Source organism: Pseudoflavonifractor sp. HNCC25GI2, assembly GCF_058136395.1.
This window is the reverse complement of the sequence record NZ_JBYUOW010000002.1, coordinates 77,218-91,889: the sequence shown is the minus strand read 5'-3', so window position 1 is coordinate 91,889 and position 14,672 is coordinate 77,218. Positions and strand designations below refer to the sequence as shown.

Sequence of the window (14,672 nt, the reverse complement as noted above, 5' to 3'; positions counted from 1 at the left end):
AATGACGGCGCAGAACGAGAGCTTTACCTATCCCTCCGCCGACGGCGTCCACACCATACATGCCCGGCGCTGGGTGCCCCAGGGGCAGCCCCGGGCGGTGGTACAGATTGTCCACGGGGTAGCCGAGCACATCGGGCGGTACGACCATGTGGCCCGATTTCTTCAGGAGCATGGCTTCGCGGTGTGCGGCGAGGACCATCTGGGTCACGGACAGACCGCGGAGGACGGAAAGTACGGCTATTTTGCCCCCAAGGGGGGCTGGGAGCTGCTGGTGCGGGACATCCGCCGCCTGCGGGAGCTGGAGGGAGAGCGGTATCCGGGGGTGCCCTATGTGATGCTGGGTCACTCCATGGGGTCCTTCCTTACCCGGACCTACCTCATTCTCTACCCAGGCACCCTGGACGGGGTGGTCCTCTCGGGGACGGGGCAGGAGAAGGGGCCGCTGGTGGCGGGCGGAAAGGCGCTGGCCAGCCTGCTCTGCACCCTGCGGGGGCCGGACTATGTCAGTGAGCTGGTCTACGGCCTGTCCCTGGGCGGCTACGGCCGTCCCTTCCGCAAGGAGACGGACACCACCAGCTGGCTGAGCCGGGACCGGAGCATGGTGGAGGCCAACCTCCGGGATCCCCTTTGTACCTTCCATCCCACCGTGTCCATGTTCCGGGATATGCTGGGCGGCATTCAGTTTATTGGAAATTCGGCCAATCTCACCCGGATGGACCTGGATATCCCGGTCTACTTCTTCTCCGGGGACCGGGATCCGGTGGGTTCCATGGGCAAAGGGGTGCGGAAGGTGGAGAAGCTCTTCCGGGAGGCCGGGTGCCGGGACGTCACCGTGCAGCTCTACCCGGGAGGACGGCACGAGATGCTCAACGAGACGAACCGGCAGGAGGTCATGGAGAACCTGCTGGCCTGGCTGGAAGCCAAGGTGTGCCCGGCGGAGTGAAAACAAAACGAGGACCGGCTTGTCAGCGGCAAGCCGGTCCTCGTTTTGACCGGGAAGGGGTGTTATGCCAGTACTTTGCCCACCGGGAAGGCGGCGCGGAACAGACGGCGAACCAGAGGTCCGGCGATCAAGAACTGGACGGGCAGGGCCATGATGAAATTGCGGGGGATATTGCGCAGCCAATTTGAGGGGACAGAGGCCCAGGCTCCGGTGTGGAAGGCCCCCTCGCAGGCACCGTAGAGAGACATGATGATCACCATGCCCACCACCATGCCGCCGGAAATGCAGAGAATTTTCTTCAGAGCGCAGTCCTCCGGCTTGACCAGATAGCGGAATGCAATGCCCTTTGCCAGCTTGGACACCACGAACCAATCGCAGCACATGGCAAAGACGTAGGCAATGGGGAATCCAATCCAGCCCGCGATGACCGCCTCCAGGCTGAAAGTGCCGTACTGGAGGGATACATTGTAAATGCTCATCCAAAGTACCATGAATGCGCACATAATGACAGTATAAATGAGACTTTCCCGCTTGTTTTGAGGCATCGTTCAAACGTCCTTTCCTACACACAGAATGCCGCTATCATAGCACACTGCGGCACTCTTTCGTAATTGTGGGTTTTTCTAAATTTGAAAGGCAGTTTCTTCCAGTAATTTTACAATGAAGCGCCGGATTGTGGCGGAAGGTCCGAGCGGGGCAGCTGCATCCGTGGAGATTGAAATGGCCGAAGGGGGCCGCCGTCTCTGGGCGGCGGCGCATCATGGCGGGACGATTTTCAGAAAAGGCAAGATAAAGCAGAAAAACGAGTATTTTTTTCCAGACGGAACCACCCGGACATGGTATAATAAAAAAAACAGCACCTCCTAATATTGGGGGAGAGATGAGGCAGCCTATGAACAGTCAAGAAAATCTCCGCGCCATCAAGGTCATCGGACACCGTAACCCCGACACGGACTCCATCTGTTCCGCCATTGCTTACAGCCGCCTGAAAAATATCCTGAACCCGGAGCGCCCCTGCAAGCCCTGCCGGGCGGGGCTTTTGAACCGGGAGACCGAATTTGTCCTGGATTACTTCCAGGTTCCTGCCCCCCAGCTCTATACGGATGTCAGCCCCCAGATCCGGGACGTGGATATCCGGAGCATGGAGGGCGTGGATGGTGAGACCAGCCTGCGCCGGGCCTGGATGATCATGCGAGACCAGCAGATCGACACCCTGTGTATTGTGGACCAGGAGCAGCGGCTCAAGGGCGTGATTACCGTCAAGGATGTGGCCACCGCCAACATGGACGGCCTGGACACTTACATTCTGGAAAAGGCCGAAACCAGCTATCAGAATATTCTGGACATCCTGGAAGGGGAGGTCCTGGTGGGCAACATCGAGGGCAAACGGGTCAAGGGCCGGATCATCATCGGCTCGGGCAGCGCTGAGCAGATCGAGAAGTCCATCTCCCCGGGAGATATCGTCATTGTCGCAAACCGCAGCGAGAGCCAGCTGGCCGCCATCGAGATGGGGGCGGGCTGCGTGGTGGTGTGCGCCGACAGCAAGGTCTCCCGGACCATCCGTATGCTGGCCGAGGAGCAGGGCTGCATCATGATCGGCACCCCCAAAAGCACCTATGTGGCCGGGCAGATGATCAGCCAGGCGGCGCCCATCCGCCACTACATGACAGAGGACGGACTGCTGACCTTCAATTTGAACAGCTCCGTGGAGGCGGCCACCAAGGTCATGACCTCGGTGCGCTACCGCTACTTCCCGGTGCTGGACGATGACGGGCGGTATGTGGGCGTGGTGTCCCGCCGGAACATGATGGGCTTACATAAGAAACAGCTCATTCTGGTGGACCACAACGAGAAGAACCAGGCGGTGGAGGGCATTGAGCAGGCGGAGATCCTGGAGATCATCGACCACCACCGCATCGGATCCATGGAGACCGACGGACCGGTCTACTTCCGCAACGTGCCCGTGGGCTGCACGTCCACCATCATCTACCAGATGTACGAGGAAAACGGCGTGGAGATTGACCGGACCACCGCGGGCCTGATGCTCTCGGCTATCTTGTCCGATACCCTGATGTTCCGCAGCCCCACCTGTACCTCCGTGGATGAGCGCACAGCCCGGAAGCTGGCCGAGCTGGCAGGTGTGGAGCTGGAGGCCTACGCCGACGCCATGTTTGAGCACGGCGGGGACGTGAGCGGCAAGACGGCGGAAGAGCTCTTCAACACCGACTACAAAATCTTTGACAGTGGAGCCGTCCGGTTCGGCGTAGGCCAGGGCAGCTTCATGGTGGAGCGCAACCGGAAAGCCAGCGAAGCCCTGATTGCCCCTTACCTGCCGGTGGCGCTGGAAAAGCAGGGGCTGGATTTCATCTTCTATATGTTCACCGATGTGCGTGGAGCCAGCACGGAACTGCTGATGGCAGGAAAGGGAGCCGAGGCCCTGGTATCCCGGGCCTTCCAGGTAGAGGTCCGCGATGGCCTGGCCGTCCTGCCGGGGGTGGTCAGCCGGAAGATCCAGTTGCTGCCCAGAATCATCAGCGCCCTCCGCGAGGAAGCGGAGTAAAACTGACTCCCAAAATGTAAGTATAGACACGCCGCCGAATTCCGGCGGCGTGTCTATGATTATCGAAAAAGATGCCGTGGAAAAAGAAAGACATCTGCTAAAAGCAGATGTCTTTCTTTTTGTTTGCATTATCGAAACAGTACAGTATAGATGACAGGAAAACGTGGGGCCCCGCACAGAAAAACGGATTTGGAACACTGCATAAGGTATTTCCGTTAGGCATAGTCTCAACAGCACACCATACGTTTTCGTTCGGTTCCTCAAATAAGTTGATTTTGTAGCATTTTTGAGTTATACTACAAATAAGTATTCTTATTAGTTTTTAACTGGCTCTGTCTTTATGCAACGAGCACATAAAACAGGATTTGGGAATAACTTTGAATACCTTACAATGAAACGGGTAAGCTATGAAACTAATCAATTCTTTCGGATGCTCGTTATGAATTGAAAAAGTAGTTGCGTGTGACTTTGAGTAGTCCCCCTATGTTTCATCGCTTTACACGGCAAAATCGAGCCAAAGGATATGCGTCGTTGGCTTTGTTTTGATGCGTGTAAAGCAACGGTATTCGTTATTTGCTGCCACGCTCATTACAAAGAGCGTGGCTTTTTTGGCTCAGAAAGGAGGCAACCACGACGAAAAAAGTGTCTGGCAAAACCCATACTCAAGAACAGCTGAACGCCTGGGCCAATCAAAACAATCCAAACAATAAAGCTTACAGGGCTAAGTTAAACAATCACAGCAGCCAGCTCAATCCCAATCGTACACATCAGCAAAAACACGATGCACAAAGGCGTTGTCAAAAGTTGGGGTACGTAGAATGGGCACCGGATTATCCTGAATGGGATGATTGAACAGTACGTGAGCTATGTATTCTTGGGCCTTCATTATCCAAATCCAAGATAGATAGCAGAAATTAGAAAAGTGAATAGATAACATAAGTAAAAATCCCGAATGCGAAAGCATTCGGGATTTTTATGGCAAATGACCCTAATTGTGATACAAGTGAACCCCCTTTGGCGTTAGGGGGTTCATTTTGCGCCAAGGGGGTTCATAACCATATCTTACGCTGGAACAATTTAACAATTTGAAGAGATTTTCTTTTGCGACTATGTTTCTTTATCGGGATGAGGGCAAACGGTATCATAACTTTAGTAAAGATTCCCATGCAGTTGGTAGTTTATCCGTTGTTAAATCAATGCGCTTTAAAAATTCTCGGCAATCAATTAGCTCAAATTTATCAACCCTACGCTTTGTTTCCATGGCTTTAGCGTATTTGGTAGCATCACGAGAGAAATGGTCAGCTGTAGTTACAAATATGCAACCTTTAACATTGTCGTACATCAGAGAGACCCCCATGAGTTCACGGAGGGGAATTACTCCCTCCGTGGATTTTGGGTTTTCACGCCGTTTGATCTGTAGCAATATCTGTGCCCCATCATTATCAACCAGTATGCCGTCTTTACCTCCATCGCGGGTTTTTCCAAAAGAATATACCTTACAGGATGGATAAAAATCAGAAAACACAGAGCGGACCAAATCTTCCATCTTGTGTGGGTCGATAGAATAAATGATATCTGGAGTTTTTAACAATTGCTGTCTCAAAGCATCAATAGGTACTTCGCATGACGAATTATCGTACCGCTTTAATATAGCGGAAGAATACTCAATATCAGAAGCCCTGATTCCATCTATAACTGCGTCACTATTGTTTTGATATTTATACTCCCACCACCCACAGACCGGACATTGAATTACTTCTTCCAGCTGGTCAAAAGATCCAAATAGCCACTCCGGGTAATCTCTTTGCGATTTTTGATAAATAACGGTTTTGATATCTGTGTGACAAAATGGGCAAATTGATTTGTGGGAAAATAGTGGAAGCCTTGACTCGGTTGAGACATAATTTACCACGCCTTTATGGCCACTTTCGGTCACATATTCATTATAATCAAGAATCATCGGCAATCCCCCAATTTTTACATATAAAATCATTATAGCAACAGCGCACCCACATCCAATTTTGTATCCTCAAGATAGTGCCGATACATCATTTCTGCTGGTACGAGCCTAATTTAAATGTCCTGTAAATTTAAGTTACTCAGCATCACAAGAGGCACCTTTCCTTTGGCAACCACTGTGTTTCCAGCAGTACACTAACCTTAGTTTAGCATAGCCCATCGCACAGTTCCACCCTTATTACAACAGAAAGCCCACAGGCCGATAAACCTGTGGTCTTTGCGCTATTCTGCAGTCAGACCGTAATCTCATGCCCCGTCTGGAACTTAAAGGTCAGCCGCCCGTCACGGTGAACGGTCACGGTGTCGATGACCGTGAGCCAAAGCCGGTCATCAAACTCCGTAAGGGACTCTCCGTACTCCGCCAGTTCGAACATAAAGCCGCCGATATCCTCGGCCTTGGCTTCACGCTTTGCCTTCACCGTCTGGAGATTTTCCAGCTTGGCCTTGGCGGTTTCGTACCGCTCTGCCAGGCTATTGTAGCGTTCCAGATAGGTGGCCTGATCCTGGACAGTGGTAGAGTTCTCCTCGATACACCGCTTGGTCAGCTCGGCCACCACCTCCATTTCGGAAAGGAGTGCCGCAATCTCGCTGTCCAGGGAGCCAGTGTCGGTAAGCGCTGCCTGCATGGTGCGGCACTCGTCCATCAGCCGCTCTTTGTCCGCAACCAGCGTATTGAAGGCATCCAAAAATCGGGCCTTGATCTCATCCTCGGTCAGATGTGGGGTCTGACACTTTTCCTCACCGGTGAACTTGCTGTTGCACCGCCAGATGGTGCGCCGGTATTTGTCGTTGGAATGCCAGACCTTGGAGCCGAAGTAACCACCGCAGTCTCCGCAGACCAGTCGGGAGGAAAAGATGCTGTTGCCGCTATAGCTGCGCCCGATGGCTTTCCTGCGCTCTAGCTCCTGCTGCACCAGCTTCCACTCGGCGGGGTCGATGATGGCCGGGTGGCTGTTCTCCACATAATACTGTGGCACCTCGCCCTCGTTTTTCTTCTGCTTCTTGGTGAGAAAATCCACCGTAAACGCCTTTTGTAGGAGGGCATCCCCTTTGTACTTCTCGTTTTTCAGAATACTCTCCACTGTGCTTGCCGCCCATTTTTTCTTGCCTGCGGGGGTGGGTACCCCATTCTTTGTGAGAAGACTTGCAATGGAGCCAGGGGTCTTGCCGCCAAGGAACAGGCTATAAATCCGGCGGACAGTTTCTGCTTCTTCCGGTACTATCTCCGGCAGTCCGTCCACGCCCTTCCTGTAACCTAAGAAGTGACTGTATGGTAAGCTGACCTTCCCATCGGCGAAGCGTTTTCTCTGTCCCCAGGTCACGTTCTCCGAAATGGAGCGGCTCTCTTCCTGCGCCAAGGAGGACATGATGGTGATCAGCAGCTCACCCTTGCTGTCCAGGGTGTAGATGTTTTCCTTCTCAAAGTAGACCTCCACACCCTTTTCCTTCAGCTTGCGGACGGTCACCAGGCTGTCCACGGTGTTCCGGGCAAATCGGCTGACGGATTTGGTCACGATGAGGTCGATTTTTCCATCGAGCGCATCCCGCACCATCTGGTTGAAGCCCTCGCGCTTTTTCGTGTTCACAGCGGAGATGCCCTCATCGGTATAGACCCTTACGAACTCCCACTCCGGCTTGGACTGAATAAAGCGGGTGTAATAGTCTACTTGGGCTTCATAGCTGGTGAGCTGCTCCTCACTGGATGTGGATACACGAGCGTAAGCCGCTACCCGCCGGCGTACCACAGCATTTCGCGCCAGGTGTGTGATGGGCTGAATGTTGGGTGGGATAACTGTTACTGCTCTTGCCATTTCTCACCCCTCCTTTGAGCCAGCGCCCGCTGCCGGGCAATTTCCTTCATCTCCGGTGTCCAGCTCTTAGCTCTGGATATGTGTTCCCAATGCCGCTCCACGGCAGAGCCGTCATAGAGGTGGAACACCAGAACTTTCTCAGGAAGGGCATCAATACTCTTGACCCTTGCCCGGAAGACCTCCTCATCGAACTTTGCAAGGCCGAGTACCTGGGCGGCAAGGTCGTAGAGCAGCTTCTCCGGGATCTGGGATGTGCCGCAGGAAGGCAGATCTGTCTGCACCGCAGTTGGGCAGTTCCAGAAATGTCGCTTCCCTCCGGTGCATCGTTTGTAGTTGCGACCGCACACCGTGCAGGTAATCATGCTGGTAAAGGCCGACCGCCGCTGGGGCCGCTTGACCGGACTGTTCTCGGTGATCCCGGCCAAAAGTTCCTGGACGGCATCGAAGGTGGCCCGGTCAATGATGGCTTCATGGGTTCCCTCCGCATAATATTGGGGCAGTTCGCCCCGATTTGGAATCTCCTTTTTCTCCAGATGGTTGTTCCGGTATTGCTTTTGCAGGAGCGCGTTGCCCAGGTATTTCTCATTGGACAACATCTCGCGGATTCGCATGGAGTTCCACTTTCCGCCCAGAACACCAGTGAACCCTCGCCGATTTAGGTCGATGGCCAAACTGGTTAGAGATTCTCCCTCCAAAGCCCTGCGGAATACCTTCCGCACCACCTCTGCCTTTTCCGGGTCAATGGTTACACAGCCTTTTTGGATTTTGTAGCCGAACAGAAACCTCAGGTTGACCAGTTCACCGCGCTCAAAGCCGTGACGAATCCGCCACTTCTGATTTTCGCTGGCGGAGCGGCTTTCCTCCTGGGCGTAGGAAGCCAAAATGGTTATCATCAGCTCCCCATCGGCGCTCATGGTGTGGATGTTCTGCTCCTCGAAATAGACGTCAACACCCAAAGCCTTCAGCTCCCGGACGGTCTCCAGAAGGGTCACCGTGTTCCGGGCAAAGCGGGAAATGGACTTCGTGATGACCATGTCAATATTTCCGGCGCGGCATTCGGCCAGCAGGCTTTGGAACCCCTCCCGGCTGTCCTTGGTGCCGGTAAACGCTTCATCTGCGTACACCCCGCAGTAAAGCCAGCCGGCGTGCTTCTGAATCAGCGCGCTGTAGTAGCTTACCTGTGCGGACAAAGAATGCAGCATGGCATCCTTGCCGGAGGAAACCCTGGCGTAGGCCGCAACCCGCTTCAGGCGGGGCCGCATGGGTGCGGGAAATGAAATTTGTTGAATGGTTCTTGCCATTCTGTCACCTCCTTGTCCACTGCATATTACCTCTAAAAGTGCTTGTTATCCAGCAATTTTGGCGATTCAAAGCGGAATATACTACACGAAGATACTCCATGCTTTTTGGCGATGATTGTATCAATTTTGCGGTAGTCATCCTCGCTGATGATGCCCTGCCGGAGCATATTCCGGGCAAGGCTCATGGCGGTCTGATAGGCAGTCAGTCTCTCGCGAAAATCATCCATTCTTACTCACCGCCCTTTTCCGAGCCTCGGCATAACAATCGCGGGAGCAGTAACGGCGATCTCTCGCGCTGCTTTGAAATGTGCGCCCGCAATAGGCGCAAGTGAAATTGTGGAGCGTCCGCTTCCCGCCCTTGTCCGGGTGGGCGTTCCACCAGGAGATGCGGCACGAGTCGGAGCAGAAACGCTTCTGTTTACGGTGCGGTGTTTGGACGATAGGCTTCCCGCACATCTCGCAAAAGTCTGAAATAGCGGCGGCATTCTCATCAGTGGGATGGCGGCGAAGATAGGTTTTGACACTATTGACCGGCAGGTCGAGAGCCGCAGCAATTTTCTTGTACCCCAGCCCATCCCGTCTGAGTTTACTGATTTTGAGCTTTTCGGTTTCTGTCATGACTTGCCCCTTTCCGAGAAGCTCTGGATGCTCCTCACCATATGGCCACGGGAAAGGGTAAATATGAGGAGGATAAAAAAATAAAGGGGTGCAGCCACAAAACATGACTGCACCCCTTCGGCTGGAACGGATATTTAGTTCGGGATCTTCAGCTTCTGACCGCTGTAGATGGTGTCAGTATCAAGGCCGTTGAGGGTCTGGATCTCCTTGCAGCGGGCGCCGCTGCCCAGATATTTCTCGGCGATGCCCCAGAGAGTATCTCCCTTGACTGCGGTGTGGACGCGGTAGATCACCGATGCACTTTCCGCCGGAGCCAGGTTGGAAACCCGTACCGGAGACATGATGGCGTTGGTGCCGCTCTCGTTCTTGTTGATGACCGCTCGGTCGCCGCACACTTCGCAAACATACCACCGCTGCTTCTTGACCCAGGCGGGGATGGTCTGCCCGCCGTAATACTTCGTCCCGGTGATGGTTACCAGATCGCCAGCCTTGATGCCGCCACTGGGCTGAACCGGCTCCACAGAGGTATCCGGCTCAGAGCCGCCCAGCCTGGCCGCGACCTCCGCACGGAAGGTGTCCATGTTCTTCCCATGTTTCGGCCACCAATGAAGCACGTCCCCGTGATTGGACGCGATGCCCAGATCGTAGCCCTCGCAGTGGCAGATGATGTCCTGCTCCGTCAGACCATAGAGTCCGCAGAGATACACGCAGAGATCCACCGCTTCATGATAGACCTTGTCCAGATAATCGGCGTCCGTGAGATCGTCCTCGCAGATCTCGAAGGAGATGTGGGTGTCATTGGCGGAACCGCCGGCGTGCCAACCACGGTGATCCCACGGCAAGGTCTGGTAGGTGGCCACCGTCCCATCGGCCAGCTTGCCGATGAAGGCGTGGACACAGACCTTTTTGCCGCCAGGTGTAGCGGTATTCCAATGATTACCGTATAGATTTTTGCCTAACAAACCATCATTGGGACCAACATATCGCTTAAGATAGGGGTTGTTTGCACCCGTTGAGTGCACCATAATGCCTTTTGGGTTTATCTTATTTCCCGCCTGATAGCAAAGATTATTTTCTAAAATACACTGATGCAGATTCATAGTATAATCCTCCATTAAAACAAATGGCTTCGCACACTAGCTGTGCGAAGCCATCCATACATTGATCATTTTGAACTGTTATGTGAACCTGGAAAAATCCGTACAAATGTACTTTTTAAATCGCTCCTTACAATATTCTTCTCGCTCACCTGTAGTGGGATTCGTTCGTCTGCCATTAAACCATATGCTATGTTTACCCGTATTCTTTCCACTTCTATTTGTGACACATTCTTCTAAAAATTCTTGGGATGACAATATCCACATCGTTTCCATGCGTTCAGAGTAGAAAATGAAATAAAAGTTAGGGGTTTTAGTATGCTCTATGGCAGAGAAAAGGGCTGCATCGCCAAATGCAACCTCGCGGGATCTCGCTTTAATCTGGATTTCTATAAATGTTCCGTCCGGCTTCTTTATGACGCAGTCAACACCATGGTCATCAACCAAGGGCAGATAACAATCCAGCCCTTCCATTAGCATATCACCAACGATTTTATACTCCATACGTTTTCCGAAGCCGGCAGTATGCCGAAATGCAATACCCATATGTGTCGTTCTCCTCTGCATCTTTGGAGAGATTATACACCATTTACACAGTCGGAGCAATGAGCACCTACTTTATCGGCTTAGTCAGTCCCACTTTTCTCTGCTTTATCATGAAGCTGTTGCAAGACATTTTTAATAGATACAGGGATAGGCAGCCCTAAACGGCCTGCATTTTCCAGCAGAGAAATTCCCTCATTGGAGATGTAGAAGAAGATAACTGCAGTTCTAATGACGCTGCCGTTTCCTATCACCTGAACGTCTATCACGTTGGCAATACCTACCAAAATAAAAATCAGGAGCTTCTTAAAAATACCCTTAAATCCTACTGTACTGGATAGTGTCCTGTCTACAATTGCACACATAATGCCGGTCAGATAGTCCACTACGGCAAAGGCAATAAGCGCATAGAGCAGGCCATCACAGCCACCCAAAAACCACCCCAGCCAGCCACCAATAGCGGCAATTATCAGTTGAATGACACTCCAGAATTCCTTCATGTTGATTCCTCCCTTTCAGTTATCGTAATGTAACAAACAAAATACCTTGACAGGAGATAGTCAGTTTATAACTCATACTGTTTTGGCTTTAATATAGGCTGGAACACCGTCACTGACCAGCATGGGGAGCCATACACCGTCATTTGCATAGTCAAAGAGACGATTCAGCGTCATTTTAGCCACTTGAATTTGGTTCATAGAATCCTGGCCCATGAGATACAATTCACTCTCATCCTCGGACTGGGCCATAAAGCCATACTGGGAGATCACCCCCATAACAGAAGTGGTATCCAGATAGCCAAAGCCGGCAGCTGTCAGGTCACTGGAAAACAAAATGCCTGTTCCCACGAAAATCAAATAGACCCGCTTGCTCCACAAGTAAGCGCCTGCGTCTACAAAAACCTTTGCCGCACTGGGTAGCGTCACCGCCGGTATCACGTTATCAATCTGGGCCTCGAGGACAGAAGCACAAGGAATGTTCATTTTGTCGAAGGTAGCAATGACTTTTTCCTCTCCGGCAATATTGAGCGGACCCGCAATGGTTCGCGCGGTAATGCTCTTACTGCTGTAAGAACGGGAGGGAGTCTCAAAGATACCATCCGGGGCAGAGTGGATGCTATAGTTTCGGCTGCTGCTGGACGATGCCGTTACTGTAACAATCTCCCCCTTGCTTTTCCTGCTGTACGCTGCGCGCTGATTTTTGAAGACAGCGGTATCCTCAGATACGCCGCTGTAAATTAAATCTGCTTGGGTACTTTCTTCGCTCCATGTCAGACTTCCTTCGGAAGACGATCCATAAGAATAGGACCGATCTCCAATCGCGCAATAATAGGTCTCGACCCCGGAGACAATTTTTGAGATTACATACGGAACACACTTTGCGGCGTAGAAGGCCGGGTAATAGTAATAAGTTTTGCTGCCCATGGCACTGGATACTTTTTCAATGGAAGAGAACGGAGGTTCCATGGCCAGACTGTCCTCGGTCCCGGTAAAGTCCGCCCCAAAGATCAGGAATTTATCGCACCAAGAAAATTCCTCCGGAATGGATGTATCCGTCCCATCATTAAGAATCTGCGCCAAAAACAGCCGTGCTCCTGTGCCAAGTACATGAGGAACAATGGACAGCGCAAGGGGTTTTGCAGTGCTTGGAGCCACAAAATCCGAGAAGTAGGCGCTGCTGCTGGTAAGTGTAACGACTTGAATAGGAGCCTCGCCTTTTAAATCTACGCCATACAGTTTTCTGGTTGAATAGGAGTAGACCCATAGTTTTCCGCCATATATCACGCCATTACTAATCTGGACTGGAATCTCTCCGCTGGAGAGGAGTTTAAACTTATCTCCATTGGGAACATTTTTGCCCAGCACGGCAACCAGTTCCGGGTAGTCCGCTGCGCTGACAAAACTTCCATCACATCGTAACCATTCTTCTCCTAAATCAGTGCCGGCACTATATTTAATGGTACCTACGGGAGGCGGCAGATTATCAATCTGATTCATTAATTCCTCCTGCAGATCTGCAATATCTGCAGCTGCTTCGGTGTACGAGTCCTTCAGAATATCCAGTTCACCAATCACATCACGAGCAGTGAACATACAAGTGCCGTCCTGCACAACATCACCCACTTCAGCAATGTTGGCATACTCCGCAGGTTCCTTTGCCGCTGTCTCACCCGCCTTTGTACAGTAGAGAGTGACCCACCCCGGCGTGCTTCCGCAGGTTGCAAAGTCACCGACATTGTACTGCGTCAGTCTTTGCAGACTGCTGGCGCCACCACCTGATGAAGCTCCGGTGATTTTAGAGGAAGTCTGCAACAAATCCAACAGGGCGGTATTAGTCACGCTGAAAGTTGCAAGCTCCATATCGTAGGTGGTGTTGTTGTAGTTAATATCCTCATCGCCTGTCAGACTTCCCAGCACTGGAGCGGTTTCGGTCAGAATCTGAATCGGCTCATCCCCGTTGGATAAGTCCAAATGGATATATACCCGGCCCTGCAGTTTTTCCGAGGTGCTATTGAGCTGAACCGGAATCTCCGTGTCATACACCTCAAAAAAGCGCCCCTTGATCATGCCGAAGCCCTGGGACAGCTGCAGTACATTGCCGCGGGAATAGGTCACCTGGCACCCTTTGAAGATGCCGTTTGTAGCAATGACCGTCTGGTGGATAATCGCATCATCTTGGGGTGTCACGCTGCCGCCGCGAAAGGTTTTCAAAACAATGTCCGCCAAGTTACTCCCTCCTTAGAATTTTTGTCAAATCCAGTCGTACAGTCCCGAAAATCAACTTGGTAGTACCGCTGCGTTCCCGTCCGGTAAGAATACTGCGATAGGTTTTTCCGTCCGATACCACATCCACCTCCTGCCCAAACTCTAGCGTCTCCGGCTTGAGCAGTTCATCCTCATTGGACATGGTCAGTTCAATCAGATTGGAATAGGCCAGCGATGAGAACTTGTTGTGTGCCGCGCTGATGGCGGCGGATTCAAAGTTCTCCTCCTCGCCACCCACCACCTGCAATTCGCAAATCACCGGAGTGACCCGGTCAGTGTCTCTTGTATCGTAGCTCAGGTCGGAATGGAGATAGTAGGTACGGGTTTGTGTGTAGTCCTGACCGTTATACAGCACCAGCTTATTGACATCGGCGCTGACCTGCTTGATGGTGACGGACTTCTGGATAACATTGGGCAGATCGCTCTCAATCACCATTACCCCGGTTGCTGCCCTTCCCACTATCATGTGAAGCTGCCGTTGCTGGACATCCAGTCTGACTTTGATCACAATGCCGTATTTTTGCAGGGCCGGTATAACAACCGAATCCATTAGATTGACAATGTTGTAATGTCCTCCGCTTTCCGAAGGGGTGATGTGCAAGTCCCATCCCTCCGTACCGCTGGAAGTGGAAAGGGTCAGACCGATAATGTTTTGCAGGGCATCGCTGTTCTCCATAAAGGTCTCACGAATGCGATTGCAGATGAACTCCTCTATGGTGCCGCTGCCTTGCAAATCGGTGTCAAAAAGGATTTGTGTGTTCAGTAGCTCTACCAGCGGTTTGTAGGAGATCATCTGCAATTGCTTGGATTTCTCCGTGCCGTAGCTGATCTCCGTAATCACTCCGGCATATTCCTCCGTCCCTCGACTAATTCGGATATAGTCCTGCTTTTGCACCCCCGGCAATGCCAGCACAGTGACGCTGTTCTCATCAGCGGAGAGGTAGTCCTCCTTGTAGTCCACTTCACTGACATTGGTATTACCCACCAGTTCAAAGGCAGGAGTAAAGATTTCCAC

The 14,672-nt window shown here is 52.1% G+C and carries 15 protein-coding genes; 4 read left to right on the top strand and 11 right to left on the bottom strand.

The genetic code is table 11. The features are described 5' to 3' along the window. Position 1 precedes the first annotated feature (1 nt). Complete coding sequence (locus AC3YUO_RS03025) at positions 2-943, top strand: alpha/beta hydrolase (protein ID WP_489961579.1); 942 nt, start codon at positions 2-4, stop codon at positions 941-943. A 62-nt stretch (positions 944-1,005) separates the two neighbouring features. Here AC3YUO_RS03025 and AC3YUO_RS03020 read toward each other — a convergent pair whose 3' ends face one another. Continuing rightward, positions 1,006-1,488 (bottom strand): DUF2798 domain-containing protein, encoded by a 483-nt coding sequence (locus AC3YUO_RS03020; protein ID WP_489961578.1) that lies wholly within the window; start codon positions 1,486-1,488, stop codon positions 1,006-1,008. 115 nt (positions 1,489-1,603) lie between these two features. Here AC3YUO_RS03020 and AC3YUO_RS03015 point away from each other — a divergent pair, with 115 nt between their 5' ends. From AC3YUO_RS03015 to AC3YUO_RS03005, 3 genes are all read left to right on the top strand, one after another. Next, the gene (locus AC3YUO_RS03015) at positions 1,604-1,810 is read left to right on the top strand and encodes a hypothetical protein (protein WP_489961577.1); all 207 of its coding nucleotides are present in this window, start codon (positions 1,604-1,606) and stop codon (positions 1,808-1,810) included. A 25-nt stretch (positions 1,811-1,835) separates the two neighbouring features. Then, complete coding sequence (locus AC3YUO_RS03010) at positions 1,836-3,503, top strand: putative manganese-dependent inorganic diphosphatase (RefSeq protein ID WP_489961576.1); 1,668 nt, start codon at positions 1,836-1,838, stop codon at positions 3,501-3,503. A gap of 642 nt (positions 3,504-4,145) precedes the next feature. Next, complete coding sequence (locus AC3YUO_RS03005; protein WP_489961575.1) at positions 4,146-4,355, top strand: hypothetical protein; 210 nt, start codon at positions 4,146-4,148, stop codon at positions 4,353-4,355. Positions 4,356-4,644: 289 nt separating this feature from the next. On the opposite strand, the gene AC3YUO_RS03000 is transcribed toward AC3YUO_RS03005, so the two are convergent. From AC3YUO_RS03000 to AC3YUO_RS02955, 10 genes are all read right to left on the bottom strand, one after another. Then, positions 4,645-5,463, bottom strand: coding sequence for a restriction endonuclease (locus tag AC3YUO_RS03000; protein WP_331904183.1), 819 nt, complete (start codon positions 5,461-5,463; stop codon positions 4,645-4,647). Between the two features lie 292 nt (positions 5,464-5,755). Continuing rightward, positions 5,756-7,333, bottom strand: a complete 1,578-nt coding sequence (locus tag AC3YUO_RS02995; RefSeq protein WP_489961574.1) for a recombinase family protein — start codon at positions 7,331-7,333, stop codon at positions 5,756-5,758. Continuing rightward, a complete protein-coding gene (locus AC3YUO_RS02990) occupies positions 7,318-8,634 on the bottom strand; it encodes a recombinase family protein (protein WP_489961573.1) in 1,317 nt (438 codons plus the stop codon). Before AC3YUO_RS02990 ends, AC3YUO_RS02995 begins: the two co-directional genes overlap by 16 nt. Before the next feature lie 32 nt (positions 8,635-8,666). Beyond that, positions 8,667-8,861 carry an SHOCT domain-containing protein gene (locus AC3YUO_RS02985; protein WP_489961572.1) on the bottom strand — a complete coding sequence of 65 codons (195 nt, stop codon included), beginning with the start codon at positions 8,859-8,861 and terminating at the stop codon, positions 8,667-8,669. Beyond that, on the bottom strand, positions 8,854-9,252 hold the full coding sequence (locus AC3YUO_RS02980) for an RNA polymerase subunit sigma-70 (RefSeq protein WP_489961571.1): 399 nt from the start codon (positions 9,250-9,252) through the stop codon (positions 8,854-8,856). The genes AC3YUO_RS02985 and AC3YUO_RS02980 overlap by 8 nt, the downstream gene beginning before the upstream one ends. A gap of 134 nt (positions 9,253-9,386) precedes the next feature. Further along, positions 9,387-10,352 carry an N-acetylmuramoyl-L-alanine amidase gene (locus AC3YUO_RS02975; RefSeq protein ID WP_489961570.1) on the bottom strand — a complete coding sequence of 322 codons (966 nt, stop codon included), beginning with the start codon at positions 10,350-10,352 and terminating at the stop codon, positions 9,387-9,389. A gap of 78 nt (positions 10,353-10,430) precedes the next feature. Continuing rightward, entirely contained in the window at positions 10,431-10,895 is a 465-nt protein-coding gene (locus AC3YUO_RS02970) for a hypothetical protein (protein WP_489961569.1), read from the bottom strand. An 80-nt stretch (positions 10,896-10,975) separates the two neighbouring features. Next, a complete protein-coding gene (locus AC3YUO_RS02965) occupies positions 10,976-11,392 on the bottom strand; it encodes a phage holin family protein (RefSeq protein ID WP_489961568.1) in 417 nt (138 codons plus the stop codon). 72 nt (positions 11,393-11,464) lie between these two features. After that, positions 11,465-13,618, bottom strand: a complete 2,154-nt coding sequence (locus AC3YUO_RS02960; RefSeq protein ID WP_489961567.1) for a hypothetical protein — start codon at positions 13,616-13,618, stop codon at positions 11,465-11,467. Position 13,619: 1 nt separating this feature from the next. Beyond that, a complete protein-coding gene (locus AC3YUO_RS02955) occupies positions 13,620-14,672 on the bottom strand; it encodes a hypothetical protein (protein WP_489961566.1) in 1,053 nt (350 codons plus the stop codon).